Source organism: Streptomyces anulatus (genome assembly GCF_014650675.1).
GTDB lineage: Bacteria > Actinomycetota > Actinomycetes > Streptomycetales > Streptomycetaceae > Streptomyces > Streptomyces anulatus.
On record NZ_BMVK01000012.1, the window covers coordinates 36,116 to 54,501 of the forward strand.

The following is an 18,386-nucleotide window of genomic DNA, read 5'->3' on the forward strand; positions in this document are numbered from 1 at the left end:
ACACCTGCGAACTTTGAACACTGTGGTGACGAAGTATGGACGCCGCCGGTAGAAGCCTCCTACTGTTCTCGGCGCGGCCACCGGAGCCCCTGTCCGGACGCAGCGCCGCCCCACCGCACGAGCCGAACGTTCACCCCCGGGCGCCGGGTGGCCCCACCCACCGCCGCGACGTGCCCCTCGCCGCGAGGGGCCAGGAGGAAGAATGCATCCACGGCCGTTCCACCGTTGCCGCAGACATCTCACCGGTCTGCTGGTCTCCGCGTTTCTCGTCGGCGCCTTCTCCGCCGTACCGGCCGCCGCCTCGCCGGCACCGCTGGACGAACTCCCGCCGCAGGAACCGGGCGTCACCCTGCGCGTCTTCGATGTGCAGGTCCCCCTCAGCGAGCTGTGCGACATCAAGGCCGGACAGACCCCGAACGTCGACAAGTTGATGCCCGCCATCGACTGGAGTTCGCCGGACGACTTCGGTTTCGGCGACCACTTCGTCTCCCAGGTCACGGCGAACCTCGCCGTTCCCGAGGACGGCGCGTACGCCTTCCGCCTGACCAGTGACGACGGTTCGCGGCTGCGGATCGACGGCTCCACCGTCATCGATCACGACGGGCTGCACGGCGCGGAGCCCAAGGACGGCTCCGTCGATCTGACGGCAGGTCACCATCCGCTGCGCATCGATCATTTCGACCGCACCGGCGGCCAGCAGGTGACCCTCGAATGGAAGCCGCCCGGTGCCGGGGACTTCGCCGTCGTGCCGACTTCCGTGCTGAGCACCGACGCCGACGTCGTACGGGTGACGGCGCCGGGACGCAAGGAGTGCGAGGGCGTCCTCGACTCCCCCGGCGACGGACTGCCCCTGGCCGGGACGCACCCGGACTACGCGCTCACCGATCTGCGCCCTGCGGGCTTCGAACCGCAGGTCACCGCGATGGACTGGCTGCCCGACGGCCGGCTCGCCGTGACCACCTGGGGCGGCACCGACAACACGACCGGCGAGGTCTACCTCCTCGACAACGTCCAGGGCGACACCGGTCCCGGCGAGGTGACCGCCAAGAAGGTGGCCGAGGGGCTCAAGGAGCCGATGGGCATCAAGGCCGTCGACGGCAAGCTGTACGTGTCGCAGAAGCACGAACTCACCGAGCTGACCGACGCCGACGGCGACGACGTGACCGATGAGCGCCGGACGGTGGCCACCTGGCCGTACGGCGGGAACTTCCACGAGTTCGCCTTCGGCCTGCTCTACCGGGACGGCTACTTCTACCTGAACCTGTCCGTGGCGATCGACCTGGGCGGGGCGACGACCGACCCGCAGCCCGCGCCGAACCGCGGTTCGACGATCAAGGTGAACAAGGAGACCGGCAAGGTCGACTACATCGCCGGGGGCCTGCGTACGCCCAACGGCATCGGCTGGGGCCCGGAGGGCGACATGTTCGTCCTCGACAACCAGGGCGGCTGGCTGCCCTCCTCGAAGCTGCTCCACATCAAGGAGGACCGCTTCTTCAACCACTACACCAACCCGTCGGGCCCGTTCGACGCGAAGCCGGTGACCAAGCCGGTGCTGTGGCTGCCGCAGAACGAGATAGCCAACTCGCCTAGCACTCCCCTGCAGTTGGACGAGGGCCGGTTCGCCGGGCAGATGCTGTTCGGTGATGTCACGTACGGCGGCATCCAGCGCGCCTACCTGGAGAAGGTCGACGGCGAGTACCAGGGGGCGGTCTTCCGCTTCACCCAGGGCCTGGAGGCGGGCGTCAACCGGATCAGCATGGGCCCGGACGGCGCGATCTACGCCGGCGGCCTCGGCGCGGGCGGCAACTGGGGCCAGGAGGGCAAGCTGACCTACGGGCTCCAGAAGCTCTCCCCCAGCGGTGACAAGGCCTTCGACATCCTGGCGATGCGCGCGAAGCCGGGCGGCTTCGAGCTGGAGTACACCGAGCCGCTCTCCGAGGAGACGGCCGCGAAGCTCGCCGAGAGCTACCGGGTCGAGCAGTGGACGTACGCCCCGACCCCCGCCTACGGCGGCCCCAAGATCGACGAGGAGTCCCTCGACGTCGGTGCGGCCACCCTCTCCGAGGACCGCAAGAAGGTCACGCTGACCATTCCGGGGCTCAAGGCGAACCGTGTGGTCCACGTCCGTTCGCCGCGCCCCTTCAGCTCCGCCGACGGCACGGAGCTGTGGAGCACGGAGGCCTGGTACACCCTCAACTCCCTGCCCGGCGACCAGCCCCCGGCCACCCGGTACGAGGCGGAGGAGGCCGCCCTCAGCGGGGGTGCGGGCTTCGACACCGAGCACGCGGGCTATTCGGGCGGCGGCTTCGTCGACAACTTCGGCAACGAGGGGGCGGCGGTCGCCTTCGACGTGGAGGCCGGGAAGGCGGGGACGCACGATGTGGGTCTGCGCTACTCCAACGGGCCGGATCCGGCGCCCGGCACCAAGACGGTGAGCGTCCACGTCAACGGCGAGAAGGTGCGGCAGATCAAGCTGCTGTCGACCACCGACTGGAAGACCTGGTCGACGGGGACGGAACAGCTGGAGCTGCGCAAGGGCCGCAACACGATCACCTACTCCTTCGACAGCGGTGACACCGGCCATGTGAACCTGGACATGATCACCGTCCATCCGAAGGGCGCCCGCGTCCAGCTCTTCGACGGCACGGACCAGGCGGCCTGGCAGCATCCGGACGGCCGCACTCCCGAATGGCCGGTGAGCGGCGGGGAGATGGAGATCGCCGGCGGGGACCTTCGCACCAAGCAGGGCTTCCAGGACTTCCGTGCCCATGTCGAGTTCTGGCTGCCGAACCTCCCGCCGGACGTGACCGGCCAGGATCGCGCCAACAGCGGCGTGTACCTGCAGGAGCGCTACGAGGTGCAGATCCTCGACTCGTACGGTGACACCACGCTCGCCGACAACGAGGCCGGGGCGATCTACACCAAGAAGGCCCCGGACGTGAACGCCGCCACGGCCCCGGAGACCTGGCAGACGTACGACATCACCTTCCGCGCCGCCCGCTTCGACGCCTCGGGCGCGAAGACGGAGGACGCCCGGGTCACCGTCGTGTGGAACGGTGTCACCGTCCACGACGATGTTGCCGTCGACGGCACGACCGGCGGCGGAGCGGCCGAGGGTCCGACGGCCGGGGCGATCAAGCTCCAGGACCACGGGAGCAAGGTCCGCTACCGCAACGTGTGGGTCGAGCCGCTCACCTAGGGCGGTCCGGCGCACCGGTTCCGGGGTGACAGCGGTCGGCTGTCGCCCCGGAACCGTCCGCACCGGCGCTCGCGCCGCGCCGCCCTGTCGGTCCTGGGCCTGACGCCGGGGCCGCGCCCGGATGGGGCCGTCGCTATCGTGCTCCCGTGACTCGCACCGCGCAGCGTCCGCTGCTGTTCCTCGACGTCGACGGCCCGCTCATTCCCTTCGGCGCGACGTCCCGCCCCCACCCGACGTACGAGACGGGCCCCGGGACTCCGGGTACCGGTGCGAATCCGCTCCTGACCAGGGTCAATCCTCAGCACGGGCCCCGGCTCGCGGCGTTGCCCTGCGAGCTCGTCTGGGCGACCACGTGGATGGAGGACGCGAACGCGTGGATCGCCCCCCGCATCGGCCTGCCGCCGTTGCCCGTCGTCCACTGGCCGGAACCCTCCGACGCCGACGGCACCGACGGACGGGAGGACCAGGACGAGCGGGACGGGCTGCACTGGAAGACCCGCGCCCTCGTCGCTCGGGCCGCCGGCCGTCCTTTCGTCTGGGTCGACGACGAGATCACCGACACCGATCGGGCCTGGGTCGCCCTCCACCACCCGGGCCCCGCTCTGCTCCACCGGGTGGATCCCCGGCGAGGCCTGGCGGACTGCGACTACACGGCTGTCGGCGCCTGGCTGCGGGGCGTGGCGGGCGACGCGTAGGCGCGTACCCGTTCGCGTCCGCGGGCTTCGCTCCGGTCAGGCCGCGCTTCTCCGGCAGGAGACGACCACCAGGAACGGCCACAGGGCCTGGACGAACGTGACCACGCGCTCGGCGACGCCGGGCGCCCTCGCGCTCTGCAGCTCCGCCAGGAACCACAGAGCGCTCGCGCACATCAACGCGCTCGCGGCGAGCGACACATCGAGCCTCAGCCCCCACGGCACCGGCTTCCGGTCCCGGACCGCGGCCAGGGGAGGCCACACCGCCAGCAGCACGAGGCCCACGGTGGACACGGCCCCGTGCTCCAACGCCCCGCCGCTGCTCGGGACGGGGACCAGCGTCAGGGCCAGCGCGCACAGTCCGCCGCCGGCCAGGGCGACCCGCCCGGCGGGCGCCGCCGGCCGGAGCGCGTGCGCCGTCACCACGTAGCACGTCCCCAGCACCAGCAGCATCCCCGTCATCAGCCAGTAGCTGGCAGCGCCGTAGGAGGCCAGCACGCTCAGGGTCTGCCGCGCGGGGTCGTACGCCGACCCCTGGCGCAGCTGCGCAATCATCCAGGAGCCGGTCAGAAGGACGGGGGCGCATCCGGAGGAGACCAAGGCCCACCAGGGAGCAGATCGCATCGAGTCAGCATAAATGTGAGCATCTCGCCCGCCGCTGACATCCGGCTGCTTTCGGCCGACCGCGCCGCCGTCGGCCGAAAGCAGCCGAGCACGCCGCCGTCCGCGCGGGTGACGCCCGGCCGCGCGCGGGGCGTTCAGGCCGACAGCACGCGCAGGACCAGCGCGGCGGCGGCCAGCAGGGCGAGCACCGCGGGCGGTGCGATCTCGTAGTCCTTGACGCGCAGGTGGGTGACGACGGCTCCGATGAAGTAGAGGACGACGCCGATGGCGGCGGCGGATCCGATCAGCGGCACACCGAGGCCGATCAGGAGGCCGAGGGCGCCGGCCGCCTTGAGCGAGGCCAGCCAGGGGAACCAGGTGCCGGGGACGCCCACCTTGCCCATCGAGGCCGTGATGGCCTCGTTGCGCGTGAACGTCAGCACGGCGGAGGCGCCGAGGGCGAAGGCGAGAAGGACGCCGACCACGGCGTAGGCGATGAACATGGTTACCTCGGGATCATCAATGATATGAATGACTAGATCGTTGATGACTATAAACGATTTTCAATGTTCCACAATGTGTGCCCTGATACCGTGGTGGAATGCCAGCTCAGGACAGGGCCGCCCAGCCATCGGCGGGGCCTTCGACGTCTCCCGGCGATCCGGACCAGCACCTCGGATTCCTGCTCGCCTACCACGGCAACGCGACGCAGACGCTGATCCACAAGGCGCTCGCGGCCACCGGGCTCACCCCGCGGCACATGATGACGCTCCTGCAGCTCGCCGATGGGCCGGTCACGCAGAAGGCGCTCATCGAGAGGCTCGACGTCGACCCCAGCGTTCTCGTCGCCCTCCTCAACGATCTCGAAGGCGACGATCTCGTACGCCGTCGTCGTGACACCGCCGACCGGCGCCGTCACATCGTCGAGATCACTCCGCGGGGCGCCTCGCAGCTGCGGACCTCGGACACGGCACTCGACACCGTGGAGCACGAACTCTTCGCGGACCTGTCCGAGCGCGACCTGGCCACGCTGCGCCGACTGCTGGGCAGGCTGCGGACCTCCCCGCAGGACTTCAGCTGCACGGAGGAATGAGCCCCGCGGTCCTCGACGCCGTCGGCTCAGATCTCGGCGCCCTCCGGGGCCCCGGTCTCCGCCCGCCGGATGGGCATCATCGTCTCCACCGCCTCCTGTGCGAGATGGTCGAGGATCAACCGGTTGACGAGCGCCGGCTTCTCCAGCGGGACCAGGTGGGACGCCCCGGGAACGACAGCCAGCTCGGCGTCCGGGATCGCGCGGTACAGGGCGGTCGTGTGCTCCAGCGTCATCAGGTCGTCGTCGCCGGCCATGACCAGGGTGGGCGCCCCGACGCGAGCCAGGTCCTCGGTGGTCAGCGTCGGCTGCGTACGCCACATGTCGATCACCTTCTCGGCCACCACCGGCCAGTGGCCCGCGCCGTCCGGTGAGACAGGCTCGTACAACTCCCGGAAGAACGCGAGATCGGGCCCGGACGGCGTCATCGCGTCGAGCATCGACGGCTCGACGAAACACTCGGGGCCCGGACGGAAGTTGGCCCCGATCGCCACGGCCTTGCGGACGAGGTCGGGCCGGTCCCCGGCGACGATCAGCGCGACGACTCCCCCGTCGCTCCAGCCCACCAGATGCGCCGGTCTCCCGACGACCTCCTCCAGGAAGGCCACGGTGTCGTCGGCCATGTCCTGGTACGTCAGCGGCCCCGCGACGTCGGCCGTGTGCCCGTGGGCACGCCGTTCCGGCAGATACACGCGGTAGGCGGAGGCCAGGTCGGCGCGCTGTGCGCCCCACGTGTCATTGGTGCAGAAGCCGCCGTGCAGCAGAACCAACGGGTCGCCGGTCCCCTCGGTCTCGTACCAGGTCCTGACGCCGGGCAGATCCGCGTACTCACCCATCGTTCCAGGCCTCTCCGGGGCAGTCGCCTTCTTCCGTCTCCGGCCAGTCTGCGCCGTGGCCCCGGGGTCCGCCATGCGGAGCCCGTGCGGTTGCCTCCGGGGCTCGGGCGGAGCGTGACCCGCGGCCTGCCGGGCCCCGTCGTTACGCCAACAGCGTTGACGCGACTCAAGCGCACCCCTTGCCTGGACGAATCCAAGGGGCACCGGTCCTCACGGCCCGTCTCTCTGACGAAAGGCACATCCGGCATGCGCGTACTGCTCGTCGGCGCAGGTGGCGTGGGCACGGCGATCACCAGGATCGCCGCCCGCCGCTCCTTCTTCGACCACATGGTCGTCACCGATTACGACCTTTCCCGGGCCGAGGCCGCGGTGGCCGCGCTCGGCGGGGAGGAGACCAGATTCACCGCTCTGCGCATCGACGCCTCCGACCGGGCGGCGGTCACCGCGCTCCTCACCGAGCAGCGGTGCGACATCCTCGTGAACGCCACCGACCCCCGGTTCGTGATGCCGCTGTTCGAGGCGGCGCTGGCCGCCGGGGTCGACTATCTGGACATGGCCATGTCCCTGTCCTCGCCGCATCCGGAGCGCCCGTACGAGCAGTGCGGGGTGAAGCTCGGCGATCGGCAGTTCGAGCGGGCGGCGGCGTGGGAGGAGGCAGGCCGGCTCGCGCTCGTCGGAGTGGGCGTGGAGCCGGGACTGTCCGACGTCTTCGCCCGGTACGCGGCGGACGAGCTGTTCGACGAGATCGAGGAGATCGGCGTCCGGGACGGCGCGAACCTCACCGTCGAGGGCTACGACTTCGCCCCGTCGTTCTCGATCTGGACCACCATCGAGGAGTGTCTGAACCCGCCGGTGGTCTGGGAGAGGGACCGGGGGTGGTTCACCACGGCCCCGTTCAGCGAGCCGGAGGTCTTCGACTTCCCGGAGGGCATCGGTCCGGTCGCATGCGTCAACGTCGAGCACGAGGAGGTCCTGCTGATCCCGCGCTGGGTGGAGTCCCGGCGCGTCACGTTCAAGTACGGGCTGGGCGACGAGTTCATCGAGACCCTCAAGACCCTGCACAGCCTCGGCCTGGACCGCACGGACAAGGTGACCGTGCCCGGCGGCGAGGTGTCTCCCCGTGACGTGGTGGCGGCCTGTCTGCCCGACCCGGCCTCCCTCGGCGAACTCATGCGGGGCAAGACCTGTGCCGGCACCCGGGTCACGGGCACGAAGGACGGTGCGCCCCGCGACGTGTACCTCTACCACGTGGTCGACAACCAGTGGTCGATGCGCGAGTACGGGTCGCAGGCCGTGGTCTGGCAGACGGCGATCAACCCGGTGATCGCCCTGGAACTGGTGGCGAGCGGCGTCTGGAGCGGTGCGGGCGTGCTCGGCGCCGAGGCGCTGGCCCCGCGCCCGTTCCTGGATCTGCTCGTCGCGTACGGATCCCCGTGGGGCCTGCGCGAGCAGTGACCGAAGGCCCGTCCACGGCCCGCCGAAAAAAGAGTCGAGAAGTTTCGGGCGACGATGTCGAGAACCCGCGTCCGGCTCCGTCCCCGTAGTGAAGGCGGCCACAATGGGCCGCACAGGACCGAGGAGTAGCACCATGGCGAAGTACCTTCTGCTCAAGCACTACCGCGGAGCCCCGGCAGCGGTCAACGACGTACCGATGGACCGGTGGACGCCCGAGGAGATCTCGGCGCACATGCAGTACATGCAGGACTTCGCCGACCGGCTGGAGAAGACCGGGGAGTTCGTCGAGGGCTCCGCGCTCGCCCCCGAGGGCGCGTGGGTCCGGTACGACGGCGAGGGCCGCCCGCCGGTCACCGACGGGCCGTTCGCCGAGACCAAGGACCTCATCGCCGGCTGGATGATCATCGACGTCGACGGCTACGACCGCGCCGTCGAGCTGGCCGGGGAGCTGTCGGCCGCTCCGGGGGCGGGCGGGAAGCCGATCCACGAGTGGCTGGAGGTCCGCCCGTTCCTGTCCGCGCCGCCCACCGTCACGGAGTGACACCACGATGAACGAGGCCCTCCTGCGGAGCCTCACGCCGAGCGTCCTCGGGGTCCTCGTCCGCCGCGGAGCAGACTTCGCGGCGGCCGAGGACGCCGTGCAGGACGCCCTGGTCGAGGCGGTCCGCGTATGGCCGGACGAGCAACCGCGGGACCCGAAGGGCTGGCTGGTCACCGTGGCCTGGCGGCGGTTCCTCGACGCGACCCGGGCGGAGGCCGCCCGGCGGCGGCGGGAGGACCTCGTCGACGAGGAGCCCGCGCCCGGACCCGTACCGGCGGCGGACGACACGCTCCAGCTCTACTTCCTGTGCGCCCACCCGTCACTGACGCCGTCGTCCGCCGTCGCGCTCACGCTGCGCGCCGTCGGCGGGCTCACGACCCGCCAGATCGCCCGGGCCTATCTGGTGCCCGAGGCCACCATGGCGCAGCGCATCAGCCGGGCGAAGCGCACCGTCTCCGGCGTGCCGTTCGATCAGCCCGGCGATGTCGCCACCGTGCTGCGCGTCCTCTATCTGGTCTTCAACGAGGGCTATTCCGGCGACGTCGACCTCGCTGCGGAGGCGATCCGGCTCACCCGGCAGCTCGCGGCCGCGATCGACCACCCGGAGGTGGCGGGCCTGCTCGCCCTCATGCTGCTCCACCATGCCCGCCGCGCCACCCGGACCGCGCCCGACGGGAGCCTGGTGCCGCTCGCCGAGCAGGACCGGGGCCGCTGGGACACCGGGGCGATCACCGAGGGCGTCGGGATCCTGCAGGCGGCCCTCGCCCGCGACCGGCTGGGAGAGTTCCAGGCCCAGGCCGCCATCGCGGCGCTCCACGCCGACGCACCGACCGCCGAGGAGACCGACTGGGTGCAGATCGTCGAGTGGTACGACGAGCTAGCGGGCCTGACGGACAGCCCGGTCGTCCGGCTCAACCGGGCCGTGGCCGTCGGCGAGGCCGACGGACCGCGCGCCGGGCTGGCCGAACTCGCCGCGCTGAGCGACACGTTGCCCCGTCACACGGCGGTGGCGGCGTATCTCCACGAGCGCGACGGCGACCTGCCGACGGCGGCCCGGCTGTACGCGGAGGCCGCCCACAAGGCCCCCACGCTCGCCGAGCGCGACCACCTCACGCGCCGGGCCGCCCGGCTCAACGCGGGCCTTCGGCGCTGACGGATCGACCCCGCCCACCGCGTCCGCGTCCGCAGGGCGGGGCGGGGGCGGCCCGGCGTACGCCTCACCGATTCCGTCGGCGCGGAACCGCACAGCCGAGCTAGTTGCGCACTCGATCGTGACTTCCGCCCCTTCGGCCCCCGGTGCGTCGCGATGCTGTGGGACGGGCGCGTGACCTGCGCCGTCGGCAATCGCGGGGTGGGGAGTGGCATGACGCGAGAAGCGGGGCGTGACGGGAACCTGGACGAGCGGGTGGTCCTGCTCGTGGCGGGGGCGGCCGATCTGGCGGTGAGCGCGGTGGGTTCGGCCCTGGGCGCGGTACGCGGGCTGCTGCGCCGCTCGGACGCCGCGGAACTGGCGGCGGAGGCCGAGCACGAGCTGACGGCGCGCGGGCGCCTGGTGCTGGACCGGTACGCCGCCCCGCCGCCGGCCCATTTGGAGCTGCTCGCCCGGCACGTCGTCGCCCGGCGGGCCTCCGATGACACCTGACCGGTGGGACGCGGCGGCGTTCAAGGCGCGGGTCGACGGGGAGCTGCGCCCGTTCGTCGCCCGGGAGGCCGATCTGTTCGCGGCGATCGACCCGTCCCTGGCTCCGGTGGCCGCGCAGGTGGAGGCAGCCGTCGCGGACGGCAAACGGCTGCGGGCGGCGTTCTGCTACTGGGGCTGGCGGGCGGCGGGGCAGCCGGACAGCGCCGCGCTGGTGCGGGCGGCGGCCTCCCTGGAGCTGATCCACGCCGCCGCTGTCGTCCACGACGATCTCATCGACGACAGCGCTCTGCGGCACGGCCGCCCCACCGCGCACATCGCTCTGCGCGGCGCCGTACGCAGGCGCCCGCGCTCCGTCGCCGCCGCCAGATCTCTGGCGATGCTGGTGGGCGATCTGCTGATGGGGATGGCCGGGCAGCTGTTCACCACCAGCGGTCTGCCCGCCGCCTATCTGGGCCGGGCCCGCCCGTTGTGGACCGTTCTGGGCCGGGAGCTGATCGCGGGCGAGTGCCTGGAGATCCTGCGCACCGGGGCGGAGCCGGACACCGGGGCCTCGCTGAAGGTGATCCGGTACAAGACCGCCAAGTACACCGTCGAGCAGCCCCTGTTGATCGGCGGTGCGCTGGCCGGGGCCGGCGGTCGGCTGCGCGAGGGCTACTCCGCCTACGGGCTGCCGCTGGGCGAGGCCTTCCAGCTGAGGGACGATCTCCTCGGGCTGTTCGGAGACCCGGGACGGACCGGCAAGGCCAACGCCGACGATGTGTGCGGCCACCGGCCCACGGCCCTGCTGGCGGAGACCTGGCGTGTCGCCGGTGACGACGACCGTGACCGGCTCCGGGCTCTGCTGGGCCGGCGCGACCTGGACGAGGACGGGCTGCACGCGGTGCGCGACGTCATGCGCAGGCTGAAGACCCCCGGCCTCGTCGAAGACATGATCACGGCGCGCGTGGAGGAAGCCCTCGACGCGCTCCATGAGCTGGACGTGCCGTCATGTGCGGCCGACGCCCTGACGTCGCTGGCGAACTCGGCGACCGTCCGGCTGTCCTGACCCCGCGCGCGCCCGCCCCACACGCCCGCACCGAACCGCATCGCGCCGCACTGCACTGCACTGCACCGAGAACAAGGAAGTCCGTCTTGACCTACACCGAGGATTCGATGAACGCCCTACGGCAGGGGGGCGACGAACTGGCCGACGCGACCGTCGCCGCGCTCTTCGACCGCGGGGAGGTGGGCACGTTCAACACACTGATGCGCTACGTCTCCACCGCGGGCGCTCCCCTGCCGGACGGGCTGCCCGATGTCGCCCGGGACTACCTTCAGGCCACCAGTGCCCCGCCGGCCTGGGTCGACTGGGAGGAGATGGAGAAGGCCCGGCTGTTCTTCATCGACAACAACGTGCATATTTCCACCGCACTGTCGTTCGCCTCCATGCCTGCCTGCTACGTGGTCCCGCACGTGGCGAAGCTCCTTTCGGCGACCCACGGGCTGAAGTACCCCTCCAAACGGATGGCGGAGACCGGCCAGTTCACCGTCTATCTGATGCGGCCCGACGCCTTCGAGGCCGGGGGCCGCTTCGTCCCCGCCGCCCAGAAGGTCCGCCTTCTGCACGCGTCGATCCGCCATCACCTCCTGCGCGAGAAACGGTGGGACACCGACGCGCTCGGGACGCCGATCTGTCAGGAGGACATGATCGGCGGGCAGATGTTCTTCTCGCTGCTCGTGCTCGACAGCCTGCACCGCCTCGGCATCCACATGTCGGAGGAGGGCGCGGCGGCCTACTACTACGCCTGGCGTGTGGTCGGGGCGATGCTGGGCGTCGGTCAGGAGTCCGTCCCCCGGTCCCTGGACGAGGCCCGCCAATTCCTCGACCTGTACATGATCCGGCACATGGGCCCCTCCGAGGAGGGCGCGCTGCTGACCCGGCAGCTCATCGACCTCTACGAGGAGGTCGTGCCCGGGACCTTCTTCGACCCGATCGTCTCCGCGCTCATCCGGCACCTGGTCGGCGACACCTGCGCCGACTGGCTCCGGGTGCCGCGCACCTCCTGGGACACCGCCGTCAAGGCCGTACCCCACCTTCTCGGCGTCCTGGAGACCGTCGAGGACCGGTCCCCCCTCGGCGCCTGGGCCCTGGACCGCCTCGGCCACCTCACCACCGTCCTCGAACTGTCCTCCCTCACCCGCGGACGCGTGATGCACTACGCCATCCCCGAACAGCTCAAGGAGGAGTACGGCGTCTCCGCCGGGGCGTCCCGCTCCCGCTGGAAGCCGCCCGCCGTCACCGTCTCCGGGCGCACACCCCCATGGTGACAATTAGGTAAGCCTCACCTAATATTCGATGAGTCGTCTTCGGGTCCCCACACGCCGAGAAGCCGGTATCCCCCCTTCTTTCGTTCGCCTCCCGGGAACGGCTCCGTCCAGACGTGCGCCGTGCCCCTCTCCCGAAGGAGACATGCAGCGCATGTCCATGCCCCGCCGCGGCCGCCTGGCCGCACTCGCCGCCCTGACCGTCGTATCCGTGGGCGCCGGCGTCCTCGCCGTTCCCGCCTCCGCCGCCCCCGGCGTCCACGCCGCCGCACGGGCCGAGGCCGGCGGCACGACGTCGGCAGCCGCCCCGATCCTGGTGACCGGCCGGTCCTCCTGGGGCTTCAAGGACTCCTGGGTCCACTACGTCACCGGCATGGGCGGTTCGGTGAACGTGGCCGGCGGCGCGAGCGCGGATGCGGCCGGACGGATCAACTATCCCGTCAAGCACGGCTCGGTGGACCCTGCCGGGCGGTCCGCCGACGTGCGCTTCGGCGGCTCGGTCACCTACGCGGTCCCGAGTCACGGGATAACCGCCATCACGCTCGCCAACCCGCGTGTCGTCCTCAAGGACGGCAAGGGCACGCTCCACATGGACGTGACGACCGACATCGCCGCCGGCCAGGCCCCGGTGACCACGCCCGGCGTGCCGCTCGCCGCGCTCACGGCGTCCGCCGACGCCCTCGACGGAGCCGTTCTCGACTGGACGGGCATCACGGCCGCGCTCACCGAAGAGGGCTCGGCCATCTTCGCCTACCAGGGCCGGCCCATGTACCCGGCCGGCACGGCGCTGGACCCCGTCGCCATCAGCGGCGGCGTCAGCGTCCCCACGCTGACGGTCAGCCAGGTCAGCGAGCTGGGCGCCGAGAACGAGGTCACCGTCAGCGGCAAGGGCTACCAGCCCGGGCGCGGCGTGTATCTGGCGCAGTCCATCGCCCTTCCCGGCACCACCTACCCCAGCGTCTTCGGCAACGCGGCGTACATCCGTCAGGTCGGCGCGGACGGCACCTTCAGCGTCACGCTGAAGCTCACCGAGACCTTCACCCCCTCCGGGGCCCCCGTCGTCGACTGCCGCACCACCGCCTGCTTCGTCACGAGCTTCAACTCGCACGACGGCGGCGACCCCACCTGGATGCCCTCCCGGGCCCAGGACGTCGCCCAGCCGCTCCGGTTCGGCGTCGAGGTCCCCGCCGCCACCGTGACCCAGCACCCCGCGTCGCGTACCGTCCGCTCGGGCGCGACCGGCACGTTCACCGCCGCCGCGACCGGCGCGGACTCGGTCCGCTGGGAGCGCAGCACCGACCGCGGCACGACCTGGAGCACCGTCCCCGGGGCCACCACCGCCACCCTGTCGGTGAAGGCGGCCGCCGCCCTCGACGGCCACCGCTACCGTGCCGTCTTCGTCAACGCGTCCGGTGAGACGGCCACGTCGGCCGCCACGCTCACGGTGTCCGCCGTGCCGACCCGGATCGTCTCCTTCAACGCCTCGCCCGAGCCGGTGGGCAAGGGCTCCAAGCTGAAGGTGGTCGCCACGCTCCAGACCGCCTCCGCCACGGACAACGTATGGCGTCCGCTGGCCAAGACTCCCGTCGTGATCGAGTTCCGGTCGAAGGGCGGCAAGACCTGGAGCCGGGCCAACACGGTCACCACCGACAGCAAGGGCGTCGTCTCGGCATCGGTCACCGCAGTCAAGGACGGCACCTGGCGCGCCCGTTACGCGGGGACCGCCGACCGCGCCGCGGCCGTCAGCTCCTCCGACAACGTGGACGTCAAGCTGCGGACCGCCGTCTCCGGCTTCAACGCCTCCCCCGAGCCGGTCCGCAAGGGGCGCACCATCACCGTCAAGGGCACCCTGCGCAGCCTGGACGGCACCTGGAAGAACGCCTCCGGCCAGTCCGTGATCATCCTGTTCAAGGCCGACGGCTCCAGCAAGTGGAGCAAGCTGGCGACCGTACGCACCAACGGCAAGGGCGTGTTCTCGAAGGGGTTCACCGCCAAGAAGGACGGCACCTGGAAGGCGCAGTTCAAGGCCACGTCGTCCCGCCTGGGCACGATCGGCTCCGGCGACCGGGTCGACGTGCGCTGACCCGGGTCCTGTCCGTCCCGGATTCCGCGCCGCTGCCCCTCTCCCGTCGTCCGGGGAGAGGGGCAGCGGCAGCGGCAGTGGCAGTGGCAGATGCCGTGCCGGGGGCGGTTCAGGTCAGGGGGCGGTGCCCCAGGCGAGGGTGGAGCCGGTGAAGACGCCGACCCTCGGGGCGTCGGCGAAGGCGGTGTTGGTGGAGCGGCTGTAGTCGTCGCTCTCCTGGAAGGCCGACCAGTCGCTCTTGTTGAGCCGCAGTTGGATCTCCCCGGTCGTGGCGCCCGCCGCGAGGCTGCCGCTGCCGAAGCCGACCTCCAGGTAGTGGCTGGCGCCGGTGGCCGGTGCGCCCGCCGACCGGACCCCGTGCGTCACGTTTCCGCACCCGAGCACGGCGTAGTCGCAGGCGGTGCCGAAGGTGCTCGCACCGCCGTCGGGGGTGAACCAGTAGCGGGCGGTGACCGTGGACAGGTCGATCGCGGTCGAACCGGTGTTGACCAGGCGGAGGGACATCCGGATCTGGTTGTCGGTCGGGGATCCGTCGGTGTTGCGGTATTCGGCCTTGAGCGCTCCCGTTCCGGTGCCGCCGCCCGCCTCGGTGGTGACCTGTGCGGCCGGGGTCCCGGCCGAGACGTTGCCCGCCGCGTCCTTGGCCCTGACCGAGTAGCTGTAGGCGGTCGAGGCGCTCACGCCGGTGTCCGTGTAGGTCGTCGTGGCCGTCGTCCCGACCCGGGTGCCGTCGCGGAGGATGTCGTACCCCGTGACGCCGGTGTCGTCCGTGGACGCCGTCCAGGCGAGGGTGACGCTGCTGCTGGACTTGGCCGTCACCCGCAGGCTCGTGGGCACGGTCGGCGCCTGGGTGTCCTCCTCGCCCCCGCTGCCGCCGTCGAGCGGCGGGTGGGCGTTGCGGAGCAGCTCCTGGAACTGTCCGGAGAACCAGTGCCCGGCCACCGGGGAGTCGGGCAGGGCGCCCGTGAGGTTGAAGCCGTTGCGGCCGTTGCCGGTGTACGTCGGGTCGCACATCCGGTCGAAGCCCTTGCCCTCGTCGTTGTCGACGGGCTCGCTGCTGCCGTCGGACTCGCCCGGGGGCTTGGCCCAGACGTAGGCGTCGATCCCCGGCTCGGGGGCGGTCGTGGGGCGCTCGCCGATGCCCGCGCCGCTCTGGTTGCACCAGTTGCCCGCGTGGATGCGGCGGTCGGTCCGGCCACCGTCGACATAGGCGTCGGCGCTGGTCAGCGGTCCGGGTCCGGTGGGCCGGGAGGAGCCGCCCCAGCCGTTGCGGGCGGTGTCGATGAGCATGCCGATGTCGGAGGCGAATCCCTGGCGGACGAGTTCCGTGCGCAGGGCCTTGGCGAACGAGAGCTCGTCCACGTAGTAGTTCCAGTCCACCCAGCGCGACTGGCGCACCGTGGTCCCGTTCACGGAGTCGGTCACCGCGAAGTGCGGCTCCTCGAGCGCCGAGTAGTTGGCCGTGTTCACGATGAAGCCGTGGACGTCGGAGACGGTGGCGCCCTCCGTCGTCGCCGCCTTCTTGAACTGCTGTGCGGCGGGGACGAAGTTGGAGTCCCAGCCGAGCCAGCCGTGGTGGGCGGCGTCGACGTAGTTGTAGACGTTGGGCAGGGCGCCCAGGGTGTGCAGGGCGTATCCGATGCCCTTCTCGTAGTTGCCGTTGGCCTTCATCGTGGCGCACTCGGGCGTGGAGCCGGCGGTCCCTCCGGCGTTGGTGACGAGGTTGGGCAGCGAGTCCGGTTCGATGAGCGTGACGATGCGCAGGCTCGCGTAGGCGGGGTCGCCGAGGATGCCGGCGATGGGGTCGATGTACTCGTCCTTGTAGCGGCTCAGCTCGGTGGGGCCGAGTTCGCCGTTGGAGGCGAGTGCGGCGCAGTCCCGGCCGGGCAGGTTGTAGATGACGACCTGAAAGAGGTCGGCTCCCTGACTCACGGCCGTGTCGAGGTGCGCGCGCAGTCCTCGCGCGCCGGGTGTGCCGCCGATCGCGGCGATGCGGTCCATCCAGACGAACGACGGCTCGTCCGCGATGACTTCGCCGCCGGGCTCGGCGGCGGCCCTTGCGGACCAGTCGGGGTTCACGTACGCGGTGGCACCGGCGTAGGGGTTGTCGACGCGGGCGGCGGCCGACGCCTGTCCGGGTACGGCCACCGCGAGTGCCGCACCCATGATCAGTGCGGACAGTGCGGCGGCCGCTCTCCTGCGGAACGCGTGCGGTGCGTGCGGGGTGGTGCCTCTGCTTCTCATTGCGGCTCCGTGCTCCTCTCGTACGTCCGTCGGGGGTGTCGACGGACGGGTTCAGGGGTCCGTGACGCTCAGGAGGTAAGGGGGTTCAGGTGGGGAAGCATGCATGTGGGAGCGCTCCCAAACTGGCGCGGCAGGCGATGACTGTCAAGCGGTGCAGCGCAATAACCTTGCACGGAAGGGTAGTTGGGGGGAGTTGGAGCGCTCCCATTCCAACCTGAAGTGGCCGCCCGGGTACATCACCGGTCACGTTCGCGTCGACGATTTGGCCGACTACCGACTTGCGGAGGCCGCGCGCGTCACAGCGGAAGAAGATGCCGTAACGCTGGTCTAGGCCAGACCACGTCCGTCCCCCTATCCTCACCCGTAGCCGGTGACACACCAACTCCCCCACCCAGGTTGCCTGCCGGCTCGCGCCCCCCACTCATCTCCGCTCGAGCAGCCGGGTGACCTCCCCCCTTCGCCGCCTCCAGGAGGCCACGGTGAAATTTCGCACCAGAAGCTCGGCGATCATCGGCACACTCTGCCTCGTCACGTCCCTGGCCCTGGCCACGGCTTCGGCCGTCGAGCCCGCCGATCCGGTCAAACCGGTGAGCGCGTCCCTGACCGAAGTGGCCAGGGCCCAGAGTCCGTCCGCCGGGGCGGCCGGACCCGATGACACGCTTTGGATCGCCGAACGCGCGGGCACCGTAAGGGTTCTGGACGATCAGGGCCTCGGCTCACCCGTGCTCGACATCTCCGACGAGACCACCACGGACGGCGAACGCGGTTTGCTGGGCGTCGCGTTCGACAAGACGTTCGCGCACTTCTACATCTCGTTCACGGACCTCGAAGGCACCAGCACGGTGGACGAGTTCGCCGTGGAGGGCGGCCGGCTCCAGCCGGATACCCGGCGGACCGTCCTCACCCAGACCCAGCCGTACGCGAACCACAACGGCGGGGACATCAAGTTCGGCCCCGACGGCTACCTGTACATCGCCTTCGGTGACGGTGGCTCGGGCGGCGACCCGCACGGCAACGGGCAGAAGCTCGACACCCTGCTCGGCAAGCTGCTTCGGATCGACCCGACCGGCGGCGAGCCGTACGCCATCCCGGCGGACAACCCGTTCGTGGACGACGCGAACGCGAAGGACGAGATCTGGTCGTACGGGCTGCGCAACCCGTGGCGGTTCTCCTTCGACGCGGGCACGGGCGACCTGCTGATCGGCGATGTCGGCCAGAGCGACTGGGAGGAGATCGACTGGGCCCCGGCGGACAGCAAGGGCGGGGAGAACTACGGGTGGGCCTCCATGGAGGGCACCCATCCCTTCCGGGGCGGCACGGAGCCCGCGAACCACGTCCCGCCGGTCCACGAGTACGACCGTACGGGCCTCGGCTGCTCGGTGACCGGCGGATTCGTCTACCGCGGCGACGCGCTCCCGGACCTTCGGGGGAGCTATGTGTTCAGCGACTACTGCGACGGCACCCTGCGTACGCTCCAGATGAAGGACGGCGAGGTGACCGGCGTCGGCGACCTCGGAGTCAGCGGCGGCGAGGTGATCTCGTTCGTCGAGGGCGGTGACGGCGAGCTGTACGTCCTCGGCAGCAGTGGCGTGGTCTCCCGCGTCGATCCCGCGTGAGCTGCTGAGACGCGCGGGAGGTCAGCTGCGCGGACCGGCGCCGGGGGCCCGCCGATCATGACCGTCGGCGGGCCCCCGTCC

At 71.1% G+C, this 18,386-nt stretch carries 15 protein-coding genes; 11 read left to right on the forward strand and 4 right to left on the reverse strand.

Annotation, left to right across the window (positions count from 1 at the left end; all coding sequences use genetic code 11):
- The first annotated feature begins 202 nt into the window (after nt 1–202).
- Together IE272_RS26275 and IE272_RS26280 are read left to right on the forward strand one after the other, a co-directional pair.
- The gene (locus tag IE272_RS26275) at nt 203–3,199 is read left to right on the forward strand and encodes a 3-keto-alpha-glucoside-1,2-lyase-like domain-containing protein (protein ID WP_190008286.1); all 2,997 of its coding nucleotides are present in this window, start codon (nt 203–205) and stop codon (nt 3,197–3,199) included.
- Nucleotides 3,200–3,345: 146 nt separating this feature from the next.
- Nucleotides 3,346–3,894: an HAD domain-containing protein gene (locus IE272_RS26280; RefSeq protein WP_050363034.1), complete on the forward strand. Its 549-nt coding sequence runs from the start codon at nt 3,346–3,348 to the stop codon at nt 3,892–3,894.
- Between the two features lie 36 nt (nt 3,895–3,930).
- Here IE272_RS26280 and IE272_RS26285 read toward each other — a convergent pair whose 3' ends face one another.
- Both IE272_RS26285 and IE272_RS26290 read right to left on the reverse strand, forming a co-directional pair.
- On the reverse strand, nt 3,931–4,515 hold the full coding sequence (locus IE272_RS26285) for a DUF998 domain-containing protein (protein WP_190008288.1): 585 nt from the start codon (nt 4,513–4,515) through the stop codon (nt 3,931–3,933).
- Nucleotides 4,516–4,649: 134 nt separating this feature from the next.
- Nucleotides 4,650–4,997, reverse strand: a complete 348-nt coding sequence (locus IE272_RS26290) for a DoxX family protein (RefSeq protein ID WP_190008290.1) — start codon at nt 4,995–4,997, stop codon at nt 4,650–4,652.
- Nucleotides 4,998–5,095: 98 nt separating this feature from the next.
- On the opposite strand from IE272_RS26290, the gene IE272_RS26295 reads away from it, so the two are divergent.
- Nucleotides 5,096–5,587 carry a MarR family winged helix-turn-helix transcriptional regulator gene (locus IE272_RS26295; protein ID WP_050363037.1) on the forward strand — a complete coding sequence of 164 codons (492 nt, stop codon included), beginning with the start codon at nt 5,096–5,098 and terminating at the stop codon, nt 5,585–5,587.
- 26 nt (nt 5,588–5,613) lie between these two features.
- On the opposite strand, the gene IE272_RS26300 is transcribed toward IE272_RS26295, so the two are convergent.
- Nucleotides 5,614–6,420 (reverse strand): alpha/beta fold hydrolase, encoded by an 807-nt coding sequence (locus IE272_RS26300; RefSeq protein WP_050363038.1) that lies wholly within the window; start codon nt 6,418–6,420, stop codon nt 5,614–5,616.
- 246 nt (nt 6,421–6,666) lie between these two features.
- Here IE272_RS26300 and IE272_RS26305 point away from each other — a divergent pair, with 246 nt between their 5' ends.
- The 7 genes from IE272_RS26305 (at nt 6,667) to IE272_RS26335 (ending at nt 14,445) form a co-directional block, all read left to right on the forward strand.
- Nucleotides 6,667–7,875 (forward strand): saccharopine dehydrogenase family protein, encoded by a 1,209-nt coding sequence (locus IE272_RS26305; RefSeq protein WP_050363039.1) that lies wholly within the window; start codon nt 6,667–6,669, stop codon nt 7,873–7,875.
- A 133-nt stretch (nt 7,876–8,008) separates the two neighbouring features.
- On the forward strand, nt 8,009–8,416 hold the full coding sequence (locus tag IE272_RS26310) for a YciI family protein (protein WP_050363040.1): 408 nt from the start codon (nt 8,009–8,011) through the stop codon (nt 8,414–8,416).
- A gap of 7 nt (nt 8,417–8,423) precedes the next feature.
- The gene (locus IE272_RS26315; protein ID WP_190008292.1) at nt 8,424–9,569 is read left to right on the forward strand and encodes an RNA polymerase sigma factor; all 1,146 of its coding nucleotides are present in this window, start codon (nt 8,424–8,426) and stop codon (nt 9,567–9,569) included.
- A 210-nt stretch (nt 9,570–9,779) separates the two neighbouring features.
- The gene (locus tag IE272_RS26320; protein ID WP_098891467.1) at nt 9,780–10,058 is read left to right on the forward strand and encodes a polyprenyl synthetase; all 279 of its coding nucleotides are present in this window, start codon (nt 9,780–9,782) and stop codon (nt 10,056–10,058) included.
- The gene (locus IE272_RS26325; RefSeq protein WP_098891468.1) at nt 10,048–11,103 is read left to right on the forward strand and encodes a polyprenyl synthetase family protein; all 1,056 of its coding nucleotides are present in this window, start codon (nt 10,048–10,050) and stop codon (nt 11,101–11,103) included. The genes IE272_RS26320 and IE272_RS26325 overlap by 11 nt, the downstream gene beginning before the upstream one ends.
- An 86-nt stretch (nt 11,104–11,189) precedes the next feature.
- Complete coding sequence (locus tag IE272_RS26330) at nt 11,190–12,365, forward strand: oxygenase MpaB family protein (RefSeq protein WP_050363044.1); 1,176 nt, start codon at nt 11,190–11,192, stop codon at nt 12,363–12,365.
- A 151-nt stretch (nt 12,366–12,516) separates the two neighbouring features.
- Nucleotides 12,517–14,445, forward strand: a complete 1,929-nt coding sequence (locus IE272_RS26335; RefSeq protein ID WP_190008294.1) for an HtaA domain-containing protein — start codon at nt 12,517–12,519, stop codon at nt 14,443–14,445.
- A 114-nt stretch (nt 14,446–14,559) separates the two neighbouring features.
- On the opposite strand, the gene IE272_RS26340 is transcribed toward IE272_RS26335, so the two are convergent.
- Entirely contained in the window at nt 14,560–16,689 is a 2,130-nt protein-coding gene (locus tag IE272_RS26340; RefSeq protein WP_190008296.1) for a glycoside hydrolase family 6 protein, read from the reverse strand.
- A 479-nt stretch (nt 16,690–17,168) separates the two neighbouring features.
- On the opposite strand from IE272_RS26340, the gene IE272_RS26345 reads away from it, so the two are divergent.
- Complete coding sequence (locus IE272_RS26345) at nt 17,169–18,305, forward strand: PQQ-dependent sugar dehydrogenase (RefSeq protein ID WP_073960575.1); 1,137 nt, start codon at nt 17,169–17,171, stop codon at nt 18,303–18,305.
- The last annotated feature ends 81 nt before the right edge of the window (nt 18,306–18,386 follow it).